Source organism: Actinokineospora cianjurensis, from assembly GCF_003663795.1.
Classification (GTDB): Bacteria; Actinomycetota; Actinomycetes; order Mycobacteriales; family Pseudonocardiaceae; genus Actinokineospora; species Actinokineospora terrae.
The window spans coordinates 28,147-52,896 of sequence record NZ_RCDD01000008.1; the positions used below are offsets into that span (position 1 = coordinate 28,147).

Genomic DNA, 24,750 nt, shown 5'->3' on the forward strand with positions numbered 1-24,750 from the left:
AAACTAGCGGACGGCCGCCGGGTCGCTCGCGCCATTTCCGGCGGTGGCGCGGGTGCGGGTGACCAGCTCGAAGTCCGACGGGTCGACGCGGCGGGTGCGCAGCCAGTAGCGCCAGGTGAACCCGGGCCAGATGGTGCGGTTGACACCCTGGGAGTCCAGGTACCAGCTGGTGCAGCCGCCGCGGGTCCACACGCCGTCGGCGAGCTTGCGCTGCACCTCGGTGTTGAACGACTCCTGCGCCGCGACCCGCACCTCCAGCGCCTCCGCGCCGTCGCGGTCGGCCAGCCGCAGCGCCTCGGCCACGTACCGGATCTGCGACTCGATCATGAACACCACCGAGTTGTGGCCGAGCCCGGTGTTCGGGCCGAGCAGGAAGAACAGGTTCGGGAAGCCGGCGACGCTCATCCCGAGGTGGGTGTTGATGCCCCGCTCCCGCCACAGCCCGGCCAGGTCGACCCCGTCCCGGCCGGTGATCTTCAGGTAGTCGAACGAGTCGGTGACGTGGAACCCGGTGCCGTAGATGATCGCGTCGACCGGGTGCTCGCGCCCGTCCTTACCCACAACGCTGTGCGCGCGGACCTCCGCGACGCCCGAGGTGTCGAGGTGCACGTTGGACCGGTTGAACGTCGGGTAGTAGTCGTTGGAGATCAGCACGCGCTTGCAGCCCATGACGTAGTCCGGGGTCAGCTTCCGCACCAACTCCGGGTCCCGCACCGATCGGGTGATGTTGTGCGCGGCGAGCCTCGAGGCGAGCTTGAGGACACCCTGGTGGCCGTTGAAGCCGACCGCGCGGACCTCGTTGATCCAGTACAGCAGGTGCCGGTACGCGCGCTGGGCGCCGGGGACCTTCGCGAACAGGGCCTGCGACCAGGCGGGCATCCCGTGGTCCGGCTTGGGCATCACCCACGGCGCGGTGCGCTGGAACAGCGTCAACTCCGCCACCCGCGGCGCGATGCGGGGCACGAACTGCACCGCGCTCGCCCCAGTGCCGATCACCGCGACGCGCTTGCCGGTCAGGTCGTAGTCGTGGTCCCACTGGGCCGAGTGGAACGCCGCGCCCTCGAAGGTCTCCATGCCGGGCAGCCGGGGGACGGCCGGGAGGTGCAGCGCGCCGATGCCCGCGACCAGGAACCGGGTGACGTAGGTGTCGCCGCCGGAGGTCTCGACGTGCCAGCGGTTCGCGCCCGAGTCCCAGCGCGCGCCGGTCACCTCGACGCCGAAGCGGGTGTTGCGGGCCAGGTCCCACTTGGCGGCCACGTCGCGCAGGTACTGCCAGATCTCGGGCTGGGGGGCGTACGAGCGCGTCCAGTCCGGCTTCTGCTCGAAGGAGAACGAGTACATGTGCGACTGGATGTCGCAGGCGCAGCCGGGGTAGGTGTTGTCCCGCCAGGTGCCGCCGAAGTCGGCCGCCTTCTCCAGCACGACGAAGTCGTCGCGGCCCTCCTTGCGCAGCTGGATGGCCATCCCCATGCCGGAGAACCCGGTGCCGATCACCACGACACCGGTGTTGACGAGCTTGCCCATGGCGGCCCTCCATGCCCTCGATCAGGTGTTACCCGCGGTCACCTTACTGGAAGTAGGTTACTTGCGGTAGAGTGCCGTGGTGAGCACCGCGCCGGAGCAGACCCGCAAGCGCCGCATGCCCCGCGCCGAACGCGAGCGGCAGATGGTCGCCGTCGCCGAGGAGATCTTCGCCGACCGCGGCTACCTGGCGGCGTCCATGGACGAGATCGCCGAGCGCTGCGGGGTCTCCAAGCCGATGATCTACGAGTACTTCGGCTCCAAGGAGGGCCTGCTGGTCGCCTGCATCCGCCAGGCCCGCGCCCAACTCGCCACCGCGACCACCCAGGCCGTCGTCGGCGCCACCGGCCCGCGCGACGCGCTGCGCCGCGGCCTGGTCGCCTTCTTCGAGTTCACCGACGCCCACCGCCGGGCCTGGTCGCTGGTCCTGCGCAACGAGGCCGCCGTCGCGGGACAGGCCGCCGCGGCCGAGGTCGAGGCCGTCCGGCAGGAGCAGGTGGAGATCAACATCGCGCTGTTCTCGACGTTCCTGCCCGACACCGCGCGCACCGACCTCGAGGTCGCCGCCCAGACCGTCGTCGGCGCCTGCGAACGGCTCTCCCTCTGGTACGTCGGCCGCGACGACATCACCGCCGACCAGGCCGCCGACCACCTCACCCGGATCCTCTGGGGCGGGCTCGACGCACTGGTCGACCCCAGGTAAAAGCCCTGTTCGCCGCCGTCGACGAGCGGAAACCCGCCACGGCGCGCAAGCTCAGCGGTGTGGGGACGCACGCCTCGCCTCCCCGCGACGCACCGGAGCAGGAGGGGCGAGCCATGTACGAACCGATCCTGGCCAACTACACCGCGCGCGGCACCGACTGGACCGTCGAGGTCAAGGCCAAGGGCCAGACCAAGACCGCCACCGCGCCCGACCTGGTCACCGCCCGCGAACGCGCCGACACCCTTGTCGAGGAACTCCTCGCCAACGACAAGAAGCGCACCGTGGTGCACACCCTCGACGGGGACGCGGTCGGCTTCACCGCCGCCTACCTCACCGCCCGGCTCGGCCTGGACAACCCGGTGACAACCATCCCCGCCCAGGCGAGCGCGGACAAAGCCCCCGCGCCGCCCCCGGCGGCCATGGCCTAGCGGAACAACCGCCGCACCACGAGCAGGCCGACCAGCACACCGACCCCGATCAGCGCGTACCGCACCTTCGGGTCGTCCAACCGCGACCGCGCGCCGGACTTCGCACTCTCCACCAGCCGCTTCGGACTGGCCTTCACACTGAGCTGGTCCAACGTCGCCGCCAGCGCGTCCCGCGCCTGCTCGATCTCACGCTGGATGGTGTCGGGATCCCGCGCCACTGCATCCTCCTCGCAACCCAACCAACAGCCCCAACGGTAGATCACCGACCACCCCGCCCGCGCACGGGCCACGCCGATTAGGCTGTGAACGCTACCCGGGGGCCGTAGCCCAATTGGCAGAGGCACACGGTTTAGGTCCGTGCCAGTGAGAGTTCGAGTCTCTCCGGCCCCACGAGCTCTGGGCTACCCATGCCCGCAGAACGCGTGGACGGGGTCGCTCGTCCTCCGACCCGGGGGCCGAGCCCCCGGACCCCCACGGTGCGGTCGGCGCCGGAACCAGCGGGGTTCGCTCGACCTTCGGTCATCGCATCGAGGTATGCGACCAATGGGGCTGTCGCCCACGGTGCGGCGAGCAGCGGAACCAGCGGGGTTCTCCGCCGGCCTTCGGCCGTCGCATCGGGTGTGACCAATGGGGTTGTCGCCCACGGTGCGGCGGGTGGCAGGGCCAGCGGGGTTCGCTTGATCCTCGGGCGTCGCATCGAGGTATGCGACCAGTGGGCTGCTAGCCCACGATCACTCCTGCCCCCAGTGTGGCTCGCTCGCGCCTGGCGACCCCCACATCGGGTATGTGAACCACGGGCCTGTCTCTGTCGCCTGGGGTGCAGTGGGCGGCGGGACCAGCGGGGGCTCACTCGACCTTCGGTCATCGCATCGAGTCGGGAAGTCAACGGGCTTGTCGCCCATGAGTCGATCGCTCCCGACACGGGGTCGTTTCGGCCTTTGAGCTTCGCGTCGAGTGCGATCCGTGAAACGTGCAAGTCGGTGGGCACGTGGGCGACTTCGGGTGGCGCCTCTAACGCTCCACGAGCCCTCTAGCCCCGCCCAAGCCGCTTCGCGCGCACGCGGTCCCGACCCGGCCCAGCCCCCACCCACACCGGGGGGCGTCCCAGTGCCCAGTCTACCGGGACCTCAGGACAGTCGATCTTGGAACGGGGGTTGGCAAGATCCAGATGTGGATAACTTCTGTCGCTGGAACGGGTGAAGTTCGCGCAGGACAGGCGGGGGCGGTTGACGGTTTGCAAGTGGACAGGGGGTGCCTGCGAGGTCCGCTCGTTTGGGGCACCGCTGTTGTGAGTGTGTTGGGGTTCAAGCACTTCCGGAGGGGCGGGGTGTGTCTAGCGATGCGGCGAGGCTCGGCTTGAGCGGTGGGTCGCGGGCAGAGGTGGGGCGGCTGGGCGGGGTGGGTGTCACCGGGCTCGATCAGGGTGGCGGCGTCGAGGTGCCCGCGCCAGCCGGGTACAGGGGCCGCGTCTGGCCAGGGGACCAGCGCGGTGGCCGCTGGCGCGACTTCGACTGGATTGCCGGCGTCGTCAGGGTCGCCGCCTCAGTAGCCGAACTCGCCCGAAGCGGGACAGGTGAGCGGGCGGTCCGGGCCTGGGGGACCCACATCCAGTGGCGATCATCGGATGATCGACTGACACGGGGGGCAGTGGGGTTGGTCACGCTGGGTGCGGCGGTGATCACGGGTCGGCCACAGTGCGGAACCAGGTACGACTCAACGGCCTATTCGGCTCGGCGGGGTGGCGGGGACTGGTGCCATGGTGGGGGTGCACAGCTCGAGTCCCCGCCAGGAAGAGGCATGTCCCGTGAAGATCGTCGCGCTCGTGGCCGCTTGCTGCGCGCTCTTGGTGGCGATCACCGGCTGCGGTAGCGCCACCGCGTACTCGGCGACGGTCACGGCGCCGGTGCCTACGAGCGCGGATCTGGCTGGGGTGAGTCAGCCGACGCGGAGTGGGGAGCCGACGGCGTTGGGGATGGGGTTGACGATCACTGTGTCGGCGCCCAAGTCGTTCGTGCCGACCGGGTCGGCGTTTCCGGCGGTGTCGCGGGCGGTCGGGTTCGAGATGACGGTGCGCAACGACGGGACCTCGCCGTACTCGCCGACGTTGTTGTCGTTGTCCGCGGTGGCGGGCGGGGCGGCGAGCAGGCAGGTGGTCGACTCGGCGCAGGGGTACACCGGGGCGGTGGGCGCGGAGGCGGTGGCGCCGGGTCGCAGCACGCGGTTCCTGGTGGCGTTCGCGCTGCCGCCGGAGAAGGCGTCGGTGGTGGTGAGCGCGCAGCCGGACCCGGCGGGCGCGGCGGTGGTGACCGTGTTCGACGGGCAGGCGTAGCGGCGCGCTAGCGTCCTGGGCATGACCGAACAGTTGCGCCTGTCCCCCGGTGACGCGGCACCGGAGTTCACCCTTCCCGACAGCGAGGGCACCGAGGTGTCCCTGTCGGACTTCCGCGGCCAGTCCGTCGTCGTCTACTTCTACCCGGCCGCCTCCACCCCGGGCTGCACCAAGCAGGCGTGCGACTTCCGGGACAACCTCGCCGAGTTCAACGACGCCGGGTACACCGTCCTGGGCATCTCCCCCGACAAGCCCGCGAAGCTGGCCAAGTTCGTCGCCGAGGAGGGCCTGACCTTCCCGCTGCTGTCGGACCCGGACAAGACCGTGCTGACCGCGTACGGCGCCTACGGCGAGAAGCAGCTCTACGGCAAGACGGTCACCGGCGTGATCCGGTCCACCTTCGTGGTCGACCCGGAGGGCAGGATCGCGCACGCCGGGTACAACGTGAAGGCCACCGGGCACGTCGCGAAGCTACGCCGGGACATCTCCATCTGAGAATCCGGTGAGGGTCGCCCGGTCGGGGCAACGGATCCCGGTGCGGTGTCGTTACGGCCCGCTCACCAGGGAAGTTGTCGCCCGACCGGGTCAACCTTCCCCGATGGGGTGGCGTTTCACCGGACGTGCGCCCACTCCGGAACCTGGCTCTGATCGGCCTCGTCGCCCTGGCCGTCGCCGGGTGCGGGTCGGCCGCGGTGCAGCCCACCGTGCAGGTACTCACCCAGACCTCCACCCCGACAACCACCGAGGCACCGACGGTCCAGGCGGCGCCGGAGGTCAGGGCGGCCGAGGTGCCCGACCCGGCGGCGATCACCGCGGCGGTGCGGTCGGTGCTGGGGACCGCCCGGGTCGGGGTGCTGGTGGTGGACCGCGACACCGGTGCCGATGTCGTCGCGGTCGAGCCGGAGCGCCAGTTCCGGTCGGCGTCGCTGGTGAAGCTGATGATCGCGGTCGACGTCCTCGCCGACGGCCCGACCGCGGCGACCCGCAAGCAGATCGCCGCGATGCTCACCGCCTCCGACGACGACATCGCCACCTCGCTGTGGGTCCGCCAGGGCGGCGTCGACCTGCTCACCCGCTCGACCAGGCGGATGGGCCTGACCGACACCGAGCCGCCCGCCATCGTCGGCCGCTGGGGCGACGTCCTGCTGACCGCCCGCGACGTGGCCAGGGTCTACGACTACATCCTCGACGACCTCCCGGCGGCCGACCGCTACCTCGTGGTCGACGCCCTGGCCGCCTCGACCCCCCAGGCCGCGGACGGCTTCGACCAGACCTTCGGCATCCCCACCGGGATCTCCGCCACCTGGGCGGTCAAGCAGGGCTGGTCGGACAGCACGAACGACATCGTCGTGCACACCACCGGCCTGGTCGGCGAGCACTGGCGCTACACGGTCGTCCTGCTCACCGAGTACCCCCTGGGCACCCGCTGGGCGAGCGCCCGCAAGGCCGTCACCGCGGGCGCCGCGGTCCTGGACCCGTACCTGTCCTGACTACGCGAGCGCGGCCAGGTGGGGCAGCAGCAGGCGCAGGGCCTGTCCCCGGTGGGAGATGGCGTCCTTCTCGGCGGGGGACAGCTCCGCCGAGGTCCGGTCTTCGCCGTCCGGGCGGAAGATCGGGTCGTAGCCGAAGCCGTTGGTGCCGCTGGGTTCGCGGGTGATGACGCCGCGCCAGTCGGCCCGCAGGGTGGTCTCGGTGCCGTCCGGGCGGACCAGGGCGATGGCGCAGACGAAGCCACCGCCGCGGCGGTCGTCGGGGACGTCGCCGAGTTGGGCCAGGACGAGCCGGAGGTTGGCCTCGTCGGCGCCGTGGCCGCCGGACCAGCGGGCCGAGAGGACGCCGGGCATGCCGTTGAGGGCGTCGATCGCGATGCCGGAGTCGTCGGCGATGGCGGGCAGCCCGCTCGCCGCGGCCGCGTCGCGGGCCTTGGCCAGGGCGTTCTCCTCGAACGTCGCGCCGGTCTCCGGGGCCTCCGGGAACTCGGGGACGTCGTCGAGGCCGACGATCTCGATGCCCTCGACCCGCTCGGCGGCCAGGATGCGGCGCAGCTCGGCCAGCTTCTTGGCGTTGCGGCTGGCCAGCAGGACGCGGGTCACCGGGAGCCCTTGGGCTCGGGCAGGGTGCCCGGGTAGGGCAGCGCGAGCGCCTCGGCCTGGACGCGGTTGAGCTCGGCGCACCCGGCGAGGGCGAGGTCGAGCATGGCGTCGAGGGTCGAGCGGGCGAAGGTGGCGCCCTCACCGGTGCCCTGGACCTCGATGAGGGTCCCGGCGTCGGTGGCGACCACGTTCATGTCGACCTCGGCGCGCGCGTCCTCCTCGTAGGGCAGGTCGAGGCGCACCCGGCCGCCGACGACGCCGACGCTGACCGCCGACACCGCGCACGAGAGCGGCTGCGGGTCGGCGAGCTTGCGCGCGGCCCCCAGGTAGGTGATGGCGTCGGCCAGCGCGACGTAGGCGCCGGTGATCGCCGCGGTCCTGGTGCCGCCGTCGGCCTGGATCACGTCGCAGTCGAGGTGGATGGTGTTCTCCCCGAGCGCGGACAGGTCGATGCAGGCGCGCAGGGACCGGCCGATGAGCCTGCTGATCTCGTGCGTGCGGCCGCCGACGCGGCCCTTCACCGACTCGCGGTCGCTGCGGGTGTTGGTCGCCGAGGGCAGCATCGCGTACTCGGCGGTGACCCAGCCGAGCCCGGAGCCCTTGCGCCACCGCGGGACGCCCTCGGTGACGCTCGCCGCGCACAGCACCCTGGTGCGGCCGAAGGACACCAGCACCGATCCGGCGGGCCAGTCCTGGTAGCCGCGCGTGATCGTGATGTCCCGGAGCTGGTTGTCGTTCCTGCCGTCGCTTCTCACCACCCGGTCAGCCTAGCCGGCCGCCGCTAGAGCTCGTAGGCCGCGCCCTCCCGGACGAGGGTGACCTCGCCGGGGAAGGCCGCGGTGGCCTCCGCCTCGACGGCGTCGCGGTCGGTCCACGGCGGGATGTGGGTGACCAGCAACCGGCCCGCGCCCGCCGCGGCGGCGAGCTCACCGGCCTCCCGACCGGACAGGTGCATCGCGGCCGGGGCACCGGAGCCGTGCGTCCAGGACGCCTCGGCGAGCACGACGTCCGCGCCGTCGGCCAGCGCGGTGACCGGGCCGCACAGCCCGGTGTCGCCGGTGTACACCAAGGACCGGCCGCCGTGGGCGATCCGGAAGCCGTAGGCGTCGCACGGGTGCGCCGCGGTCGCCGCGGTCACCTCGAAGGGTCCGATGTGGAACGTCGCGGCGCGCAGCGGGCGGAAGTCGAACACATCGGACAGATCCGTGACGGCCAACTCGGCCTCGTCGGTGGCGTACGCGGCGGCGAACCGGCGCGGGGCGGCAGCGGGCGCGTACACCGGTAACCGGTCCGCTCGGGGATCCCTGGTGGGGCGCGGGTGGTAACGCCGGTAGACGGTCAGCGACGCGAAGTCCGCGCAGTGGTCGGCGTGCAAGTGGGAGAACAGCAGTGCGTCCAGCGCGAACGGGTCGCGGATCGCTTGCATGGCGGCGAGGGTGCCGCTGCCGAGCTCGACGGCGAGCAGGAACCCGTCCGCCTCGACGAGGTACCCGGACGAGGCGGCGTTGGGGCCCGGGACGCTTCCCGAGCAGCCGAGGACGGTCAGCAGCACGCCGATCAGCCTGTCACAGCGGGCATCGCGGCACGATCACCATCGAGCCAATGGAGCAAGGCCCGCGCCGAGGCCGAGGAAGCGGCGGGCCAGCCGGTCGAACGGCTCCGCGGGGCCGGTGGCGCTGAACTCGTGCACCGGCTCGGTCTCGTCCTCGGTCAGCAGGCCGGTCTCGGTGAGCACCCGGAAGACGTCCTTCGCGCACTCCTCCGCACTCGACACCAGCGTCACGTCCGGTCCCAGAACGACCTGCAGGACACCGGTGAGCAGCGGGTAGTGCGTGCAGCCGAGCACGACGGTGTCCACAGCGGCCTGTTGCAACGGTTCCAGGTAGGTCTGGGCGAGACCGAGGACCTGGCGCCCGGAGGTGATGCCGCGCTCGACGAAGTCGACGAACCTGGGGCAGGCCGTCGCGGTGACCTCGATGCCGGGGGCGGCGGCGAACGCGTCGTCGTAGGCGCGGGAGCGGACGGTGCCGGTGGTGCCGATCACGCCGACCCTGCCGGTCTTGGTCACCGCGGCCGCCCGGCGCACGGCGGGGACGACGACCTCGACGACCGGGATGGCGTAGCGCTCCCTGGCGTCGCGCAGGCACGCCGCCGACGCGGTGTTGCAGGCCAGGACCAGCATCTTGACGCCGCTGGCGACCAGCTCGTCGGTGCGCAGCAGGGTGAGCTCGCGGACCTCGGCGATCGAACGCGGGCCGTACGGGGTGTTGGCGGTGTCGCCGATGTAGCGCAGCCGCTCGTGCGGGAGCTGGTCGATGATCGAGCGCGCCACGGTGAGGCCGCCGACACCGGAGTCGAAGATGCCGATCGGGGCGCTCACGCGGCCTGCTTGGTGACCGACCGGTTGCCCATCGAGACCAGCCAGGCGGCCAGCACGCCGCCGAGTGCGCCGAACAGGTGGCCCTGCCAGGAGATCCTCGGGTCGCCCGGCAGCACGCCGAACAGCATCGTGCCCCAGTAGCCGAGCAGCACCAGCGCCAGCGCGATGTGCAGGACGCTGCGGGTGAACAGGCCGCGCACCAGCAGGAACAGCAGCCAGCCGAAGCACAGGCCGGACGCGCCGACGGTGACCGTGCCCGGGTTGGCGGTCAGCCACACGCCCGCGCCGCTGACCAGCCAGATGGTGGCGGTGACCGCGACCCACTGGGCCAGGCCGTTGGCCATCGCCAGGAACGCCAGCACCACCAGCGGCAGCGTGTTGGACACCAGGTGGCCCCAGCCCGAGTGCAGCAGCGGCGCCCACAGGATGCCGTCGAGCCCGGAGCTGTCGCGCGCGATGATGCCGAACTGGTCGAGGTCGGCAGGCAGCACGGCGTCGAGGAACTCGATCAGGTACAGCAGCGCGGCGAACCCGCCGACGACGATGACGGCCTGCACCGGGTTCGGCGGGAACACCCGGGCTGCGGGTTTGCTCGGCTGGACGGGCACGGTGCTCACACCTGTGAGACTACGTGTTCGCGCGGGGCACCGGATCCGGCGAAACCCCGGAGGTCACCCCGATTCCGCCGCCCGCGCCAACCTGGCCAGCGACTCGTCCATCCGGCGCTTGATCTCCCTGGTCCACGCGGTGCGCATGAGGAACCCGCGCAGCGCGTCGACCGGCTCCTGGACCGTGCGCAGGGTGACCGTCGTCCGCTCCCCGTCGGCCTGGAGCTCGATGGTGAACCGCGTCGACCTCGCCAACGTCGGCGCCGCCTTCCCGTCCAACCGCTCCGCCTTGTGCACCCACCCGATCAGCACCGGCGCGTCGAAGGCCACGACCTCCTGGTCGATCTCCGACCGCCGGTTCCCCCACAGCCCGAACTGCCTGCGCCGCTGCCCGACCCCGTCCCCGGACAACACCTCGGTCCGCTCCGCGAAGCTGAACCAATCCGGCGCCCGCCCCGCATCCGACACGATCGCCCACACCCGCTCCACCGGAGCAGGCACCTGGGCGCTCCGCAGCACCTCGACAACACCGGCCATACCGCAGAACCTAGCGCCTGACCGGCCCCGGACCACGCCCACCCACCAGGCCCGCACCCACTACCGAGCGACCGAACCGAGGGCACCGATCACCCCCACGCGGAGCACACCGGACTACGCCCAGAGGCGGTCGGAGGCTTCGTCGATGGTGCCGCTGCACGCGCCCGGCGGACAAGTCACTTCCCGACTCGCGTCAGCGGCGATGGACATGCGCCGCTTCCGCGTTCGTGCGCCAAGGCGGCTCGCAGGGCCGCCCACACCGTGGAGGGGGCAACAGCCCACACACCGCTGCCAGCCCGAGGTCCAAGCGCCCGCTGTCTGCGCGAGATGTCAGCAGTCCGCGACGACACGCGGCGTCTCAGCGCGACATTGGTTCTAGCCCCGCACGCCACCACCCCCGCCGCACGCGGGACGGTTACGCCCAGAGGTGGCCGTCGAGGCGGTCGGAGGCTTCGTCGATGGTGCCGCTGTAGGCGCCGGTGGAGAGGTACTTCCAGCCAGCGTCGGCGACGATGAAGACGACGTCGGCTTCTTCGCCCGCGCCTGCGGCTTTCTCGGCGGCGGCGAGGGCGGCGTGCAGGATGGCGCCGGTGGAGACGCCTGCGAAGATGCCCTCGGTTTCCAGGAGTTGGCGGGTGCGGCGCAGGGCGTCGTAGGAGCCGACGGAGAAGCGACCACTCAGGACCGATGGGTCGTACAGCTCGGGGACGAAGCCCTCGTCGAGGTTGCGCAGGCCGTAGACCAACTCCCCGTAGCGGGGTTCGGCGGCGATGATCTGGATGTCGGGCTTGTGCTCGCGCAGGTAGCGGCCGACGCCGACCAGCGTCCCGGTGGTGCCCAGGCCCGCGACGAAGTGGGTGATGGACGGCAGGTCGCGCAGGATCTCGGGGCCGGTGCCGGTGTAGTGGGCGGCGGCGTTGTCCGGGTTGCCGTACTGGTAGAGCATCACCCAGTCCGGGTGCTGCTCGGCGAGTTCCTTGGCGCGGCGGACGGCCTCGTTGGAGCCGCCTGCCGCCGGGGAGAACACGATGCGGGCGCCGTACGCCTGCAGCAGCAGCTTGCGTTCCTCGGAGGTGTTCTCCGGCATCACGCAGACCAGGCCGTAGCCCTTGAGCTTGGCGGCCATGGCCAGCGAGATGCCGGTGTTGCCCGAGGTGGGCTCCAGGATGGTCGCCCCAGGCGCCAGCCTGCCGTCGCGCTCGGCCGCGGTGATCATGGCGAGCGCGGGGCGGTCCTTGATGGAGCCGGTCGGGTTGCGGTCCTCGAGCTTGGCCCACAGCCGCACCGTCGGCGCCGGGGACAGCCGGGGCAGGCCGACCAGCGGCGTGTCACCCAGCGCGTCGAGCAGCGAGTCGTAGCGGGCCACGGATCCCCCTCAAGCGAAGCCGGAAAAACTAGCGCGCGCCACCGGCGACGGCGGGCAGGATCGTCACGTTGTCGCCGTCGGAGACCTTGGCCTCCAGGCCACCGGCGAAGCGGACGTCCTCGTCGTTGACGTAGACGTTGACGAAGCGGTGCAGCACGCCGTCCTTGACCAGGCGGGCCTTGAGGCCGCCGTGGTTGGCCTCGAGGTCGTCGATGACCTGGGCGAGGGTGTCGCCCGCCGCGGGGACGGTCTTCTCGCCGCCGGTGTGCGTGCGCAGGATGGTCGGGATCGAGACGCTGACGGCCATGGTGGGTCATCCTCCGGGAGGTGGGTTCAAGGGAAGGGACGCGCGCGGGTGCCGCGGGTATTGCGCGGCACGGGGGAACTCACAGCTCTGGGACGTCGTCCGGTCCGGTGTGGGCGAACCGGTAGGACTCGACGACCTCGACGGGTTCCTCGGTGATGACGCCGTCGACGATGCGGAACGAGCGCAGTTCGTGCTCGTGCGAGTCGCGCGTGGAGACCAGCACGTAGTGCGCGTACGGCTCGGCGGCGATCTTGGCGTCGGTGCGCGACGGGTACGCCTCGGTGGCCGTGTGCGAGTGGTAGATGACCACCGGCACCTCGTCGTTGGCGTCCATCTCCCGGTACAGCCGCAGCAGGTCCGCGGAGTCGAACTCGTAGAACGTGGGCGAGCGGGCCGCGTTGAGCATCGGGATGAACCGCTCGGGGCGGTCGGAGCCGTCGGGTCCCGCGATGACGCCGCACGCCTCGTCCGGGTGGTCGCGGCGGGCATGCGCCACCATCGCGTCCACGAGGTCTCGGCGGATCGTCAGCACGGCACCATCCTACGGGCTGGATATACCCCTCCCAATGTGTGGGAGGCCGCAGTGACACTCTCTCCCGCCACCCACCCCCTCGTCCCCGCCCGGCATCGTCCCCGGCTTGGCGGCCGCCGCCAATCGAGTGCGAGACCCGCAGTTCATCCCCAAATGTCGCTATATGAGCGCAGGTCGCCGACGGTGGTGGCGGTGAGCGCGCCGTGTGCGACAGCCCGGGCGAACACCTCGGCCGCCGAGGTATAGAGCGCGTCCAACTCAGCCGGACCGGACACCGGTCGGACCCCGGTGGCGGCCGCGAACACGGTGTCGCCGTCGAAGAGCGTGTGCGACGGGCGTACTGCTCGGGCGAGCCCGTGCTGGGCCGCCATGGCCAACCGCTTGCACTGCGCCTTGTCCAGGGCAGCGTCGGTAGCGACAACGCCGATGGTGGTGTTGAGGTCCGAAGATCGCGCTGCCAACTGCGCGGCCCGCCCCGGCGCGGGCGGGAACTCCCCCGGCTCACCGTCGACCCAGAAGCCGCCGGTGGACAGGTCGACCGCCTCACCCTTGGCGTTGACCGCGGCGATAGCGCCAACTGTGAACTCGCCCACTCTTGCGCTGGCCGAGCCGATACCGCCCTTGAGCGACCCGACCCTGGCACCGGCTCCCGCCCCGACGCTGCCCATCTCGACTGGGCCGTCAGAGGCTGCCGCGCAGGCCGCGTACCCGAACTCCGCGTCCGGTCGGTTACCCCACTCACCGCGAGGTAGGTCGAACAGCACCGCCGCAGGAACGATCGGCACGACGTGGTGCGGCTCTGGCCCTACCGGGAACCCGATGCCGCGCTCGCCGAGCCAACGCATAACGCCATCCGCCGCGGCCAGCCCGTAGGCGCTACCGCCGGACAGGCACACCGCGTCGACCCTGCTGACCAGGTTCTCGGGAGCGAGCAGATCCGTCTCGCGAGTCCCGGGCGCCCCACCGCGCGAGTCGACCCCACCGACCGTGCCCGAAGGCAGCAGGACGACCGTGGTCCCGGTCGCCCACCCGCCGCCCACCCGGTGGTGGTGGCCGACCCGGACCCCCGGAACCTGGGTGATCACGGCGTGGAGAGCGCCTGCACCATGGACTCCTGCACCCAGGTCAGCCAGTGGTACACCGACAGGTGCGGGCTGCGCGGGTCGTCGTCGGGCAGCTCGTCCGGCATGTCCTCGGTGACCTCGATGGCGGTGCCCAGGGCCAGCCGCACGTCGTTGAGCGCGGAGAGCCAGGCGTCGGCCTGTTCGAGCGAGAGCCGGATCCCGCCGCCGTACATCGGGCAGGTCTCCAGCACCACCGCCGCGACCCCGGTCTTGAGGTCGAGCAGCGTCGGCTCGTGCAGCGAGCGCAGCACCGCGGCCGAGTCCAGGTCGGCCTTGCTGGGGTTGTCGTCGTCGAGCCGGTGGAAGTCGGGCAGCAGCCGGGACAGGATCGGGTCGTCCGGGGAGGTCGACGGGCCGGTGCGGATGCCGGTCAGCTCCGCCAGCTCGTCCTGCGGGGTCTCCTCGATGCGGGCGCGCAGCATGTCGTCGATCTGCGACACCAGCCCGCGCAGCACCGCGGCCTCCTGCCGGTCGATGTCGGCGTGCACCAGGTCGCCCTTGCGCTTCCACGGCTTCATGACGTGTGTTCCATCGTCGCCCAGAGCCCCGCGGCGTGCAGTCTCGCCACGTCGGCCTCCATCTTGTCCTTGGTCCCCGACGACACGATCGCCTTGCCCTCGTGGTGCACGTCGAGCATGAGCTTGGTCGCCCGGTCCCTGCTGTAGCCGAACAGCTTCTGGAACACGTAGGTCACGTACGACATCAGGTTGACCGGGTCGTTCCAGACGACGGTCTGCCAGGGCCGGTCCTCGGCCACCACCTCCGAGCTGGACGGCGTCGCCTGCGTCTGCTCCATGTCGACGGCTGCGGTCATGGGTCAATGGTGGCATGACCCGTTTCGCCGACACCGGCGGATCTTCATTCGATCGGACTACTCGATCACCGATCGTGCGCTCTGCCTATTTCCTCCCGCCGCCCGCCCCCTCGTCCCCACCCGGCATCGTCCCCGGCTTGCGACCTCGGCTCACCCGGCATCATCGCAGCTCGGCGTAGGGGCCGGTCGCCGAGCGAGCCGAGCGCTGCCAGGTCTGGGACCAGGGGCATCGGGCAGGCGAACACGACATAGGCTCATACCCATGGGTGTGAACGCGGGTGCGAGCGGCGTGGGTCCGGTCAGCACCGGACTGCTGACCGACCACTACGAACTGACCATGCTCTCCGCCGCGCTGGCCGACGGCACGGCGGAGCGGTCCTGCGTGTTCGAGGTGTTCACCAGGCGGTTGCCGGACGGGCGCCGGTACGGGGTGGTCGGCGGGACGGCGCGGGTCGTCGAGGCGGCGGCCACGTTCCGGTTCGGGGACGCCGAGCTGGCGCACCTGCGGGAGACCGCCGTGGTGGACGCGGCGACGCTGGAGTGGCTGGCCGCGTACCGCTTCAGCGGTGACGTCGACGGCTACCCCGAGGGCGAGCTGTTCTTCCCCGGCTCCCCCGTGCTGACCGTGACGGGCACCTTCGCCGACGCGGTCGTGCTGGAGACGGTCGTGCTCTCGATCCTCAACCACGACAGCGCCATCGTCTCGGCCGCCGCGCGGATGGCGGGCGCGGCGAACGGGCGGCCGATCATCGAGATGGGGTCGCGGCGCACGCACGAGGTCGCCGCGATCGCCTCGGCCCGTGCGTCCTACCTGGCGGGCTTCTCCACCACGTCGAACCTGGCCGCGGGTAGCGCCTACGGCATCCCGACCGCCGGGACCTGCGCGCACGCGTTCACGCTGCTGCACGACGACGAGCGCGCCGCGTTCGCCGCCCAGGTGTCCGCCCTCGGCGTCGACACCACGCTGCTGGTGGACACCTACGACATCACCCAGGGCATCGCCACCGCGGTCGAGGTCGCCGGGACCGGGCTGGGCGCCATCCGCATCGACTCCGGTGACGTCGGGGTGCTGGCCAGGCACGCCCGCGAGCAGCTCGACGGCCTCGGCGCCACCCAGACCAGGATCGTGGTGTCCGGCGACCTCGACGAGTACGCCATCGCGTCGCTGCGGGCCGAGCCGGTCGACGCCTACGGGGTGGGCACCTCGGTGGTGACCGGTTCGGGGGCACCGACCGCCGGGATGGTCTACAAGCTGGTCGAGGTCGACGGGCGGCCGGTGGCCAAGCGCAGCTCGCACAAGGAGTCGCGCGGCGGCCGGAAGCTGGCGCTGCGCAGGCACAAGCCGACCGGGACCGCGCTGGAGGAGGTCATCTACCCGGCGGGCGCGGCGGCTCCCGAGGTCGGCGAGCACGACCGGCTGCTGCAGATCCCCCTGATGCGCGGTGGACAACCGGTGCCCGACCTGCCCACGCTGGAGGACAGCAGGACCCGCGTGCGCAAGGGCCTGGTCAGCCTCCCCTGGGAGGGCCTGAAGCTGTCCGCGGGCGACCCAGCCATCCCCACCGTGTACCTGGAGCCGTGATGACCGACTTGGCGAAGTCCGCGTTGATCGTGGTCGACGTGCAGAACGACTTCTGCGAGGGCGGCTCCCTGGCCGTCACCGGTGGCGCCGCCGTCGCCGCCGCGATCTCCGCCCACGTGGCGGCCTCGGACTACGACCACGTGGTCGCGACCCGGGACTTCCACATCGACCCGGGCGCGCACTTCAGCGACACCCCCGACTTCGTCGACAGCTGGCCGGTGCACTGCGTCGTCGACACCGCCGGGTCCTCGTTCCACCCCGCCTTGGACGTGGCGCCGATCGAGGCCGTCTTCTCCAAGGGGGCCTACGCGGCGGCGTACTCGGGCTTCGAGGGGGTCGGCCCGGCCGAGGTGTCGCTGGTCGACTGGTTGCGCTCACGGGCGGTGACCCGGGTGGACGTCGTCGGGATCGCCACCGATCACTGCGTGCGCGCGACGGCCATCGACGCGGCCGCGGCCGGTTTCACCACCACGGTCTTGCTCGACCTCACCGCGGGCGTGGCCGCGCCGACCGTCGAGACAGCGCTGGCGGGCCTCAGGGCCGCGGACGTCACGCTGGTCGGGACGCCCAGGGTCGGCTGACCGGAGAGCAGCTTGGTCAGCGCGGCGCAGACCCGGCGCGCGGCGTGCCCGTCGCCGAACGGGTTGTCGGTGTTGGGCACCCGCTGGCCGGTGACCAGCACCCGCTCCGCCTCGCCGAGCAGTTTCACCCGGTCGGTGCCGACCAGGTGCGCGCAGCCCGCGCGGACGGCCTCCATGCGTTCGGTGACGTCGCGGGCGACCAGGACCGGGACGCCGAAGGTGGGCGCCTCCTCCTGGATGCCACCGGAGTCGGTGATGACCAGGGCGGCCCGGCGCAGTGCGCGCACCAGGTCGGGGTAGTCGAGCGGGTCGGTCACCACGATGCCGGGGTGGCCGCCGAGCACGGCAGCGACCTGGGCGCGGACCTCGGGGTTGGGGTGCGCCGGGAGCAGCACGCGCACGTCGGGGTGCCGGTCGGCGATCGTGCGGACCGCGCCGAGGATGCCCGCGAGCGGCGCCCCCCAGGACTCGCGGCGGTGCACGGTGACCAGGACGAGCCTGCCGCCAGTGCTGTCCAGGTCTTGTTCCAGCCGAGCCAGTGGGGCGTTCGCGGCCGGTAGGTCCACCGACGCGATGTGGCGGACAGCGTCGACGACGGTGTTGCCGGTGACCTCGATCGTGGCGCCGGACACGGACTCGGCGCGCAACGCGGCGGCGGCGTCCTCGGTGGGGGCCAGGTGCAGCGCGGCGATCCTGGCGACCATCTGCCGGTTGCCCTCCTCGGGGAAGGGCGCGGCGAGGTCGCCGGTGCGCAGTCCCGCCTCCAGGTGGGCGACCGGGATACCGCGCCAGAACGCGGCGAGCGCGCCTGCCAGCGTCGTGGTGGTGTCGCCCTGCACGAGCAGGACACCGGGGTCGCGGCGGGCGAGGACGGCGTCCAGCCTGGGCAGCAGCGCGCCGAGCAGTTCCGCCTGCCCGCCGACCGGCCGGTCGACGACCAGCACCTCGTCCGGGCTCAGCCCGAACGGGGTGAGCGCCTGCTCGACCATGCCGGGGTGTTGTCCACTGTGGACGATGTAGGGGGCGAGCAGGGGGTCGGCGGCGGCCGCGAGCGCGACGGGCGCCGCCTTCACCGCCTCCGGGCGGGTGCCGACCAGGATCAGGACCTCGTTGCGCATGTGTTCCTCAGGTGGGGGAGCGAAGTGGATCCCGGGACCGGTGGGGAGGGGTGGGCGCACCCGGGATCCACTTCGGATCAGCCCGCCACGCGCCTGGCGCGTCGGCGGTTGGCGTGCAGCAGCAGGAAGCCGGTGACCAGCAGGGCAAGGCCCAGCGCGATCCACCAGCCGACGTCGGCGCCCGTCATCGCAAGCCCCGCGCTGCCGCCGATGGCACCTCCGGTGGGTGCTCGGTACATGGTGGCCCCCCGCTCAGGCCGTGTCGACGCGACGGCGCCGGATTGCCGTGACACCAACGGGTAGAGCCACCAGCGCGAGCAGACCGATCCCGGCCCACAGGCCGGAGCCGGACGCCATCGGCATCGGCGGCGCGGCCACCCCGCACACGGCGCCGCCGAGCACGAGATCACCGCCGCTGCCCAGCGCCTCAAGTCGCAAGTGGACTCCGCCGACCGTCAGCGTGCCGTCGGCCGCGCGGATCTGCTCGTTGAGCGTGATGGTGGCGATCCCCGGGACACCGACGACGGTGTTGGGAGCCGGGTCGAGCGGGAGCGTGACACCGGTGAGCGCCACGTCGGCCAGTGAGGTGGTGCCGGAAACCCCTGCCTGGGTGGCGTCGCAGGTGACCTTGATCGCACCGATCGTGCCGAGGCCGGACAGCACCACGGCGACATCGGCCAGGCTGGCCTCGGCGTGCACCACACCGGTCTCGTCGTCCCGCGACGCGGCACTCGAGGCGACGCCCGCGGTGGCCACACCGGACACGTCGACCGATGCCACCTGCGCCTGCCCGGGGCCGTTGGTGCTGCTGAGCGCGAGCGGACCGACGATGGTCCGCTGGCCGAGCAGGGAGATCGCCCCGACCGCGACGAACGCCGTCCCATCACCGGGTTCCGCCACCGCCGGGGTGGCACCGACCACCAGGGTGGCCGTGACGACCACGCCCGTTGCGCAGGCGTGGCGAAGCCAACGCTTGTACATCCTTATCCTCCAAGGGATTCGAGAGTCGCCGCCCACGAGATCCGCACGGGGAGTGCGGTGGGGACCGGGGCTTGCGGAAGGCGTATCGCCGGCAACCGGCCAGAGATCACAGATCTGCGCCGATGCAACCCGATCGAGTGGATCACGACCTGGTTTCACGATTCTGCTGACGCTGGGTGCATTGGCCTGCGGGCCTTTGTCACCCGGATCGCGGATGTAGCCCTGGTGGTGGTGTGGCCGATGGAATTCCTGACGCGTCGGGTTAACGACGCGCGATTCTTGGAGGAGGGAGCAGCGGTGGCCCTGGCCAACGCGCTGCCGGTACCCCGACCACCGACGAGGTTCATCGCGATCGCCCTGGTGGCGGCCGCGGTGGCGCTGGTGGTCGGCAACCGGCTCTACCGGACCGCGGAGATGGCGCTGGCGAGCGGGATCCTGCGGCTGATCACCTCGGGTGGCGTGCACCTGGTCGCCGAGCGCCAGACCGTCTACTTCGGACTCGGCACCGACCACCCGTTCGGGCTGCGGATGAGTCCGGAGTGCACGTCGGCGTTCCTGGTGCTGCCGCTGCTGGTGGTCGCCGCGGTGATGATCGCGCTGCGCGGCCGAATCGCGGGCCGGGTGCTCGTCGCGCTGCTGCTGGCGGGGATCGCGGTCGTGGTGGTCAACCAGCTGCGGGTGCTGACGCTGGTCGGGTTGATCGACTGGCTCGGCACCGACCAGGGCTACTACTGGGGCCACACCTTCCTCGGGTCCATCGTGAGCGTCGTGGGTGGCGCGGCCGCACTGGTGCTGTTCGTGTGGAAGGCGACGCGGTGAACCTGCCGCTGTTGCTCGGCTTCACGCAAGCCCTCGCATTGACGATGTCCGTTGCGTTCATGACCTACGTGTGTCTCATCGTTGTGCCGTATCTGCGTTACCGGCGGGCGGATCCTGGTGATCCGCACCGGTTGGAGTGGCATTTCTTCGTGCCGTGCCGGGACGAGCAGGCCGTTATCGGCGACACGGTGCGATACCTGCGGGGCACGTTCGCACACGCCCATGTCTGGGTGATCGATGACGACTCGACGGACAACACCGTCGGCGTCGTCCGGGATTTGCAGGGACCCCGGCACGGCGGGGATCGATTGCTGCACCTGGTGTGCCGCAAGCTGCCGAACGCGCGGACCGGCAAGGGCGCGGCGCTGAACTCGGCGTACCGGGCGCTGAAGAACTGGATGGGCAAGCACGCCGACACCGACCGCGCGGTGATCGTGGTGGTCGACGCCGACGGCCGCCCCGCCGCCAACTGCCTGTCGGTCTGCGCCGCCGACCACCTCTTCGGCGACCCGGCCGTCGGCGCCGTCCAGGTCGACGTCCGGATGAGCAACCGGGGCACCCCACCCCCGGACACCGGTGGCTGGCGGCGGCGCTTCGGCCTGGCCATGGTCCGCATGCAGGACCTGGAGTTCCGCAGCGCCATCGCCGCCATCCAGCTGTCGCGGGGCAAGACCGGCACCATCGCGATGGGCGGCAACGGCCAGTTCACCCGACTGTCCGCCTTGGACTCCATCGCACACGGCCTCGGCCCGTGGCGCGGCGCGCTGCTGGAGGACTTCGAACTGGGCGTGCACCTGCTCACAGCCGGGTGGAAGACCGGATTCACCGTGGACACCCACGTCGACCAAGAAGCGCTGTACAGCCTGCGCCGCTTCCTGGCCCAACGAACCCGCTGGGGCCAGGGCACGATGCAGTGCGGCCGCTACATCCGCCGCATCTTCGACTCACAACACCTGTCGACACTCGGCGCGGCGGAGATGTTGTACTACTTGGCGCAACCGTGGATGCAGCTGCTGGGGACGCTGATCTACCCGATCCCGTTCCTGCTGCTCGGCTACCGCGCTGCCACGGACTTCTCGAGCGTGTGGACGTGGTTCACTGACGGCGCTTGGCTCTTGTTCACTGTGTACGGCGCGTTTGGGTTGCTGCCGTTTGTTATCTGGGGCCCGATCTATCGGCGGCGGTGTGAGCCTGGAAAGGGCTTCCTTCGCTCAGTCGGGTATGGGCTCGCTTACGCGCTCTATATCTATACGTTCTACATCACCTCCTGGCGGGCTGCGCTTCGCATGGCTCAGGGGCGCAATGGGTGGACGAAGACGCGGCGGAACAAGGAGTTGCCTTCTCGGGTGGTGGCTTTGGATCATTAGGGGGGCGGTTCGGGCTCGCCTGCGGCCTTGCGTGGGGGCGCGAGAAAGCGAAGAGCTCGATGGGGCGAACTTGTTTTGCGCGGGGCCCCTACGACACCCGGGCAGAACCACAAAGCAGGGGCCCAAAGCAGGCGGCTGTGGCGGGCGCGTGGGGGCGGACGCCGGGCGGGCAGCGGGGGGCTATGACCCGCCGGGGAGGGTGGGGGCGTGGTCTAATCGGGGGTGCTGGTCCGGGGAATCTCACCTTCCCCGGACCAGCACCTACCTCACGCCTGCTCCAGGCTGAACCGCTGCTGTTGCGGGTCGATGGCCAGGATGCGGGCCGACACGGTGGTGCCGACCGGCAGTTGCTGTTCGTAGGCCAACCCGGTCACGCCCGCGTACTCGACGAACGAGCCGAAGGGCACGGTGCTGGTCACGACGCCTTCGATGACGTCGCCTACCGCGTGGGTGTTCTGGAACTCTGTCCAACTCACTTGTTTCTCACCTCCTCGCGTCACCAGGGGAACTGGGGGAACGCGAGGGGGCGGGCCGCGGGCCCGCCGGGTGATCAAGCGCGGGCCGGGTGCCCGTTCTGTGTGCGGCGCGCGGCCGACCCGGCAGTCATGTCGGTCAGCCTAGCGGGGTTCGCCCGGCCGGTCGAGGAGTGTCCCGGGTTCAGTCGTGGGCCGGGTTGCAGGTGACCGAGCCGACGGTGATCGAGCCGCTGCCGGGGGTGGGCGGGCCGAGCGGGTCGGCGTCCGGGTAGAGCCAGATCTTGGCGGCGTGCACGGTCAGCGACTTGTCCGGTGCCTCACCTTCGACCGCCTCGGCCTCGACGATGTCGTTGAGGACGATCTTGGCGATCGGCGGGTCCTCCTCGAAGAACCCGGGCACCAGGATGGTGTGGTTGGGCGGGATCTCCTCGGGCAGGTCGAGTCCGACGACGCCGCCGAGGGAGAGCGAGGTGGAGACGCCGCCCTCCTCGTTGGTGTGGCAGGACACCGAGAACGTGCCGATCTTGATCTTCGGGACGCCCGCGACGCTGTTGCGGTTGAGCTCGAACTGCCTGCCGTTGACGGTGGCCGACGACGCGCCGGTGGCCGGGTCGAACGAGCAGGTGCTGCTGCCGAGACCGTAGGTGACCAGGCCGGCGTCGGATGCCTGCCCGGTCGTGGTGCCGATCCCCGGGCCACCCGCCGCGCACGGGGCCAACGGGCCGATGTCGATCGCCTCGGTGCCGACGAGGGCTACAGCCACGCCGACGGTGGCGCTGCTGTCGGCGGGCACGCTCGCCGCGGCAGGCGGCGCGAACGCGACCAGTCCCGTGGTGACCGCCAACACGCCGATCCGCAGTGACCTGACCGGTGACATGTCGAACTCCCTCCGTTAGGTGAACGATCCTCTCGTTCCGAGTGGATCGCGTGCGCGCCCCCACTGCCAGGCGGGCAGCGAGAGTCACCCGGCAGAACCGGACCGCCACCCGGACAGGCGACACCGGCGGCCGGGTGGGACTGCGGGCGGGACTGACGGGCCTCCCGGGTACCGTCTCCGCCATGCCCGACTCCCTGCCCTCGCTGCGCGAGCTGCTCGCCACCGCGGTCGAGGCGGTCGGCGGGGCGGAGCGCCCTGGGCAGGTCGAGATGGCCGAGGCCGTGCACAGCAGCATCCGCACCGGGGACCACCTGGCCGTGCAGGCGGGCACCGGGACCGGGAAGTCGCTGGCCTACCTGGTTCCCGCGATCCGGCACGCGGTGGCCAACGGCAAGTCCGTGGTGATCTCCACGGCCACCATCGCGCTGCAGCGCCAACTGGTGGACCGCGACCTGCCCCGGCTGGCCAAGGCGCTGACCAAGTCGCTCAAGCGGACCCCGACCTTCGCCATCCTCAAGGGGCGCCGCAACTACCTGTGCCTGCACCGGCTCGACGGGCCGCAGGAGGAGCCGGACGACCAGGTGCTGTTCGACCCGTTCGCGGTGTCGCGGCTCGGGCGCGAGGTCGGCAGGTTGCGCGACTGGGCCAGTGACACCGAGGTCGGCGACCGCGACGAGCTGGTGCCCGGCGTGTCGGACCAGGCGTGGCGGCAGGTGTCGGTGTCGGCGCGCGAGTGCCTCGGGGTGTCGCGCTGCCCGATCGGCACCGACTGCTTCGCCGAGAAGGCCAGGGCCGAGGCGGGCAAGTCCGATGTGGTGGTCACCAACCACGCGCTGCTGGCCATCGACGCGCTCGGCACCGCGCAGGTGCTGCCGGAGCACGACGTGGTGATCATCGACGAGGCGCACGACCTGGTGGACCGGGTGACCTCCGTGGCCACCGGCGAGCTGTCGGCCACCGCGATCGCCGTCGCCGCGCGCCGCTCGGGCAAGCTCGTCACCGACGAGGTCGCCGACCGGCTGGTCGAGGCGGGCGAGGGCCTGGCGATGCTGTTGTCCGAGGCTCCCGCGGGCAGGCTCGACGACCTGCCAGAGCCGGTCGCCGTCACCCTTCAGGCCATCCGCGACGCCGCACACGGTTGTGTCACCTCGATCGGGCCGGACCGCAAGGAAGACCCCGAGTCGTCCACCGCGCGCAAGCTTGCGTTGTCGGCGCTAGAGGAGGTCCACGACACCGCGGTGCGCATCCTCGACGCGTTCGGGTCGGAGGACGCGAAGCTGCGGGACGTGGTGTGGGTCAGCGGTGACTTCAATGCTGCCGGGCCGCGGCCGGTCACGTTGCGCGTGGCGCCTCTGGGTGTCGCGGGTCTGTTGCGGGAGAGGCTGTTCGGTGAGAACACCACGGTCCTCACCTCGGCGACGCTGACGCTGGGCGGTACGTTCGACGCGTTGGCCAAGCAGTGGGGCCTACCGGGCAAGCAGCGGGTCGGCGTGAAGGCTGAGGGCACCGCCACCGACAAGGAACCGTCCGACGACATCCGGTGGACCGGCATGGACGTCGGTTCCCCGTTCGACCACCCGCGCTCCGGCATCCTCTACACCGCGCGCCACCTGCCCCCACCCGGTCGCGACGGTCTGCCGCCCGCGTACCTGGAAGAGCTGCGCGAGCTGGTGAACGCCGCCGGTGGCCGCACCCTCGGGCTGTTCTCGTCGATGCGCGCGGCCAAGCAGGCCACCGCCGAGCTGCGCGACAAGGTCGACGTCGACATCCTGTGCCAGGGCGACGACTCCACCGCGCTGCTGGTGAAGAAGTTCGCCGAGAACCCGCAGACCTGCCTGTTCGGCACCCTGTCGCTGTGGCAGGGGGTGGACGTGCCGGGACCGTCGCTGACCCTGGTGGTGATGGACCGCATCCCGTTCCCCCGCCCGGACGACCCGCTGGCGTCGGCCCGCCAGCGCGCGGTGGAGTCCAGGGGCGGCAACGGGTTCCTCACCGTCGCCGCCACCCACGCCGCGCTGCTGCTCGCCCAGGGCGCTGGCAGGCTGCTGCGGTCCATGGACGACAAGGGGGTGGTCGCGGTGCTCGACCCGCGCCTGGCCACCGCCCGCTACGGCGGGTTCCTGCGCGCGTCCCTGCCCCCGTTCTGGCCGACGACCGATCCCGAGGTCGTGCGGGCCGCGCTGCGCCGACTGGCCGCGGCGAGCTGA

Annotated in this window: 29 protein-coding genes, 1 tRNA gene and 1 pseudogene; 10 read left to right on the forward strand and 21 right to left on the reverse strand. The window is 71.4% G+C overall.

Translation table 11 applies throughout. The annotated features are described in order from the left end of the window. Positions 1-3: 3 nt before the first annotated feature. Positions 4-1,524 carry a flavin-containing monooxygenase gene (locus CLV68_RS29815; RefSeq protein ID WP_121394351.1) on the reverse strand — a complete coding sequence of 507 codons (1,521 nt, stop codon included), beginning with the start codon at positions 1,522-1,524 and terminating at the stop codon, positions 4-6. 76 nt (positions 1,525-1,600) lie between these two features. Between CLV68_RS29815 and CLV68_RS29820 the strand changes: the two genes are divergently transcribed. Both CLV68_RS29820 and CLV68_RS29825 read left to right on the forward strand, forming a co-directional pair. Beyond that, positions 1,601-2,224 carry a TetR/AcrR family transcriptional regulator gene (locus CLV68_RS29820; protein ID WP_121394352.1) on the forward strand — a complete coding sequence of 208 codons (624 nt, stop codon included), beginning with the start codon at positions 1,601-1,603 and terminating at the stop codon, positions 2,222-2,224. Positions 2,225-2,337: 113 nt separating this feature from the next. After that, entirely contained in the window at positions 2,338-2,652 is a 315-nt protein-coding gene (locus CLV68_RS29825) for a hypothetical protein (protein ID WP_121394353.1), read from the forward strand. On the opposite strand, the gene CLV68_RS29830 is transcribed toward CLV68_RS29825, so the two are convergent. Then, positions 2,649-2,870 carry a DUF3618 domain-containing protein gene (locus CLV68_RS29830; RefSeq protein ID WP_092783681.1) on the reverse strand — a complete coding sequence of 74 codons (222 nt, stop codon included), beginning with the start codon at positions 2,868-2,870 and terminating at the stop codon, positions 2,649-2,651. The genes CLV68_RS29825 and CLV68_RS29830 overlap by 4 nt on opposite strands. A gap of 98 nt (positions 2,871-2,968) precedes the next feature. Between CLV68_RS29830 and CLV68_RS29835 the strand changes: the two genes are divergently transcribed. Next, positions 2,969-3,042 (forward strand) — tRNA-Leu (locus CLV68_RS29835). Positions 3,043-4,365: 1,323 nt separating this feature from the next. On the opposite strand, the gene CLV68_RS33565 is transcribed toward CLV68_RS29835, so the two are convergent. Both CLV68_RS33565 and CLV68_RS34360 read right to left on the reverse strand, forming a co-directional pair. Further along, complete coding sequence (locus CLV68_RS33565) at positions 4,366-4,548, reverse strand: hypothetical protein (protein WP_147460219.1); 183 nt, start codon at positions 4,546-4,548, stop codon at positions 4,366-4,368. Between the two features lie 39 nt (positions 4,549-4,587). Further along, a complete protein-coding gene (locus CLV68_RS34360; RefSeq protein ID WP_170224668.1) occupies positions 4,588-5,004 on the reverse strand; it encodes a hypothetical protein in 417 nt (138 codons plus the stop codon). Here CLV68_RS34360 and bcp point away from each other — a divergent pair. Together bcp and CLV68_RS29850 are read left to right on the forward strand one after the other, a co-directional pair. Next, complete coding sequence (gene bcp, locus CLV68_RS29845) at positions 5,003-5,476, forward strand: thioredoxin-dependent thiol peroxidase (protein ID WP_121394355.1); 474 nt, start codon at positions 5,003-5,005, stop codon at positions 5,474-5,476. The genes CLV68_RS34360 and bcp overlap by 2 nt on opposite strands. Before the next feature lie 125 nt (positions 5,477-5,601). After that, the gene (locus tag CLV68_RS29850) at positions 5,602-6,471 is read left to right on the forward strand and encodes a serine hydrolase (RefSeq protein ID WP_121394356.1); all 870 of its coding nucleotides are present in this window, start codon (positions 5,602-5,604) and stop codon (positions 6,469-6,471) included. On the opposite strand, the gene rdgB is transcribed toward CLV68_RS29850, so the two are convergent. The 12 genes from rdgB to clpS form a co-directional block, all read right to left on the reverse strand. Further along, positions 6,472-7,074, reverse strand: coding sequence for an RdgB/HAM1 family non-canonical purine NTP pyrophosphatase (gene rdgB, locus CLV68_RS29855; protein WP_121394357.1), 603 nt, complete (start codon positions 7,072-7,074; stop codon positions 6,472-6,474). It lies immediately after the preceding gene. After that, positions 7,071-7,832, reverse strand: a complete 762-nt coding sequence (gene rph, locus CLV68_RS29860) for a ribonuclease PH (RefSeq protein WP_121394358.1) — start codon at positions 7,830-7,832, stop codon at positions 7,071-7,073. The genes rdgB and rph overlap by 4 nt, the downstream gene beginning before the upstream one ends. A 23-nt stretch (positions 7,833-7,855) precedes the next feature. Beyond that, complete coding sequence (locus tag CLV68_RS29865; RefSeq protein WP_121394359.1) at positions 7,856-8,626, reverse strand: MBL fold metallo-hydrolase; 771 nt, start codon at positions 8,624-8,626, stop codon at positions 7,856-7,858. A 36-nt stretch (positions 8,627-8,662) separates the two neighbouring features. Continuing rightward, the gene (gene murI / locus CLV68_RS29870) at positions 8,663-9,454 is read right to left on the reverse strand and encodes a glutamate racemase (RefSeq protein WP_121394360.1); all 792 of its coding nucleotides are present in this window, start codon (positions 9,452-9,454) and stop codon (positions 8,663-8,665) included. Further along, a complete protein-coding gene (locus CLV68_RS29875) occupies positions 9,451-10,071 on the reverse strand; it encodes a rhomboid family intramembrane serine protease (protein ID WP_121394361.1) in 621 nt (206 codons plus the stop codon). The genes murI and CLV68_RS29875 overlap by 4 nt, the downstream gene beginning before the upstream one ends. A gap of 54 nt (positions 10,072-10,125) precedes the next feature. Further along, a complete protein-coding gene (locus tag CLV68_RS29880; protein ID WP_092783657.1) occupies positions 10,126-10,599 on the reverse strand; it encodes an SRPBCC family protein in 474 nt (157 codons plus the stop codon). A gap of 415 nt (positions 10,600-11,014) precedes the next feature. After that, the gene (locus CLV68_RS29885) at positions 11,015-11,965 is read right to left on the reverse strand and encodes a PLP-dependent cysteine synthase family protein (RefSeq protein WP_121394362.1); all 951 of its coding nucleotides are present in this window, start codon (positions 11,963-11,965) and stop codon (positions 11,015-11,017) included. 28 nt (positions 11,966-11,993) lie between these two features. After that, complete coding sequence (locus CLV68_RS29890; protein ID WP_121394363.1) at positions 11,994-12,272, reverse strand: MoaD/ThiS family protein; 279 nt, start codon at positions 12,270-12,272, stop codon at positions 11,994-11,996. 79 nt (positions 12,273-12,351) lie between these two features. Continuing rightward, positions 12,352-12,804 carry a M67 family metallopeptidase gene (locus CLV68_RS29895; RefSeq protein WP_121394364.1) on the reverse strand — a complete coding sequence of 151 codons (453 nt, stop codon included), beginning with the start codon at positions 12,802-12,804 and terminating at the stop codon, positions 12,352-12,354. Positions 12,805-12,947: 143 nt separating this feature from the next. Continuing rightward, on the reverse strand, positions 12,948-13,889 hold the full coding sequence (locus CLV68_RS29900; RefSeq protein WP_121394365.1) for a P1 family peptidase: 942 nt from the start codon (positions 13,887-13,889) through the stop codon (positions 12,948-12,950). After that, complete coding sequence (locus CLV68_RS29905) at positions 13,886-14,446, reverse strand: DUF2017 domain-containing protein (protein WP_092783645.1); 561 nt, start codon at positions 14,444-14,446, stop codon at positions 13,886-13,888. The genes CLV68_RS29900 and CLV68_RS29905 overlap by 4 nt, the downstream gene beginning before the upstream one ends. Next, a complete protein-coding gene (clpS, locus tag CLV68_RS29910) occupies positions 14,443-14,742 on the reverse strand; it encodes an ATP-dependent Clp protease adapter ClpS (protein WP_121394366.1) in 300 nt (99 codons plus the stop codon). Before clpS ends, CLV68_RS29905 begins: the two co-directional genes overlap by 4 nt. Positions 14,743-15,004: 262 nt before the next feature. On the opposite strand from clpS, the gene CLV68_RS29915 reads away from it, so the two are divergent. Beyond that, a complete protein-coding gene (locus CLV68_RS29915) occupies positions 15,005-16,324 on the forward strand; it encodes a nicotinate phosphoribosyltransferase (protein WP_121394367.1) in 1,320 nt (439 codons plus the stop codon). Next, the gene (locus tag CLV68_RS29920) at positions 16,324-16,905 is read left to right on the forward strand and encodes an isochorismatase family protein (protein ID WP_246010182.1); all 582 of its coding nucleotides are present in this window, start codon (positions 16,324-16,326) and stop codon (positions 16,903-16,905) included. Before CLV68_RS29915 ends, CLV68_RS29920 begins: the two co-directional genes overlap by 1 nt. Here the strand turns inward: CLV68_RS29920 and wecB are convergent. The 3 genes and pseudogenes from wecB to CLV68_RS29935 all read right to left on the reverse strand — a co-directional run. Continuing rightward, positions 16,899-18,023: pseudogene (gene wecB, locus CLV68_RS29925) on the reverse strand (non-hydrolyzing UDP-N-acetylglucosamine 2-epimerase); the annotation flags it as partial. The gene CLV68_RS29920 and the pseudogene wecB sit on opposite strands and share 7 nt — an antisense overlap. 77 nt (positions 18,024-18,100) lie before the next feature. Next, positions 18,101-18,262 carry an LPXTG cell wall anchor domain-containing protein gene (locus CLV68_RS29930; RefSeq protein ID WP_121394369.1) on the reverse strand — a complete coding sequence of 54 codons (162 nt, stop codon included), beginning with the start codon at positions 18,260-18,262 and terminating at the stop codon, positions 18,101-18,103. A gap of 13 nt (positions 18,263-18,275) precedes the next feature. Then, positions 18,276-19,004, reverse strand: coding sequence for a choice-of-anchor protein CoaP (locus CLV68_RS29935; RefSeq protein ID WP_121394370.1), 729 nt, complete (start codon positions 19,002-19,004; stop codon positions 18,276-18,278). A 297-nt stretch (positions 19,005-19,301) separates the two neighbouring features. On the opposite strand from CLV68_RS29935, the gene xrtP reads away from it, so the two are divergent. Further along, entirely contained in the window at positions 19,302-19,823 is a 522-nt protein-coding gene (gene xrtP, locus CLV68_RS29940; protein ID WP_246010183.1) for an exosortase P, read from the forward strand. Beyond that, positions 19,820-21,190: a glycosyltransferase family protein gene (locus CLV68_RS29945; RefSeq protein WP_483902898.1), complete on the forward strand. Its 1,371-nt coding sequence runs from the start codon at positions 19,820-19,822 to the stop codon at positions 21,188-21,190. Before xrtP ends, CLV68_RS29945 begins: the two co-directional genes overlap by 4 nt. Before the next feature lie 266 nt (positions 21,191-21,456). Here CLV68_RS29945 and CLV68_RS29950 read toward each other — a convergent pair whose 3' ends face one another. Together CLV68_RS29950 and CLV68_RS29955 are read right to left on the reverse strand one after the other, a co-directional pair. Beyond that, a complete protein-coding gene (locus CLV68_RS29950; protein WP_170224669.1) occupies positions 21,457-21,666 on the reverse strand; it encodes a S1 RNA-binding domain-containing protein in 210 nt (69 codons plus the stop codon). Between the two features lie 181 nt (positions 21,667-21,847). Then, the gene (locus tag CLV68_RS29955) at positions 21,848-22,543 is read right to left on the reverse strand and encodes a hypothetical protein (protein ID WP_121394372.1); all 696 of its coding nucleotides are present in this window, start codon (positions 22,541-22,543) and stop codon (positions 21,848-21,850) included. Between the two features lie 182 nt (positions 22,544-22,725). Between CLV68_RS29955 and CLV68_RS29960 the strand changes: the two genes are divergently transcribed. After that, positions 22,726-24,750, forward strand: a complete 2,025-nt coding sequence (locus CLV68_RS29960; protein WP_121394510.1) for an ATP-dependent DNA helicase — start codon at positions 22,726-22,728, stop codon at positions 24,748-24,750.

Bases quoted from the DNA above. Each gene is read 5' to 3' on its own strand.
- CLV68_RS29815 (WP_121394351.1), bottom strand. From the start codon at position 1,524: ATGGGCAAGCTCGTCAACACCGGTGTCGTGGTGATCGGCACCGGGTTC.
- bcp (WP_121394355.1), top strand. From the start codon at position 5,003: ATGACCGAACAGTTGCGCCTGTCCCCCGGTGACGCGGCACCGGAGTTC.
- CLV68_RS29890 (WP_121394363.1), bottom strand. From the start codon at position 12,272: ATGGCCGTCAGCGTCTCGATCCCGACCATCCTGCGCACGCACACCGGC.
- CLV68_RS34360 (WP_170224668.1), bottom strand. From the start codon at position 5,004: ATGCCCAGGACGCTAGCGCGCCGCTACGCCTGCCCGTCGAACACGGTC.
- CLV68_RS29955 (WP_121394372.1), bottom strand. From the start codon at position 22,543: ATGTCACCGGTCAGGTCACTGCGGATCGGCGTGTTGGCGGTCACCACG.
- CLV68_RS29930 (WP_121394369.1), bottom strand. From the start codon at position 18,262: ATGTACCGAGCACCCACCGGAGGTGCCATCGGCGGCAGCGCGGGGCTT.
- CLV68_RS29935 (WP_121394370.1), bottom strand. From the start codon at position 19,004: ATGTACAAGCGTTGGCTTCGCCACGCCTGCGCAACGGGCGTGGTCGTC.
- CLV68_RS29880 (WP_092783657.1), bottom strand. From the start codon at position 10,599: ATGGCCGGTGTTGTCGAGGTGCTGCGGAGCGCCCAGGTGCCTGCTCCG.
- CLV68_RS29915 (WP_121394367.1), top strand. From the start codon at position 15,005: ATGGGTGTGAACGCGGGTGCGAGCGGCGTGGGTCCGGTCAGCACCGGA.
- CLV68_RS29825 (WP_121394353.1), top strand. From the start codon at position 2,338: ATGTACGAACCGATCCTGGCCAACTACACCGCGCGCGGCACCGACTGG.
- CLV68_RS29960 (WP_121394510.1), top strand. From the start codon at position 22,726: ATGCCCGACTCCCTGCCCTCGCTGCGCGAGCTGCTCGCCACCGCGGTC.
- CLV68_RS29905 (WP_092783645.1), bottom strand. From the start codon at position 14,446: ATGAAGCCGTGGAAGCGCAAGGGCGACCTGGTGCACGCCGACATCGAC.
- CLV68_RS29920 (WP_246010182.1), top strand. From the start codon at position 16,324: ATGACCGACTTGGCGAAGTCCGCGTTGATCGTGGTCGACGTGCAGAAC.
- clpS (WP_121394366.1), bottom strand. From the start codon at position 14,742: ATGACCGCAGCCGTCGACATGGAGCAGACGCAGGCGACGCCGTCCAGC.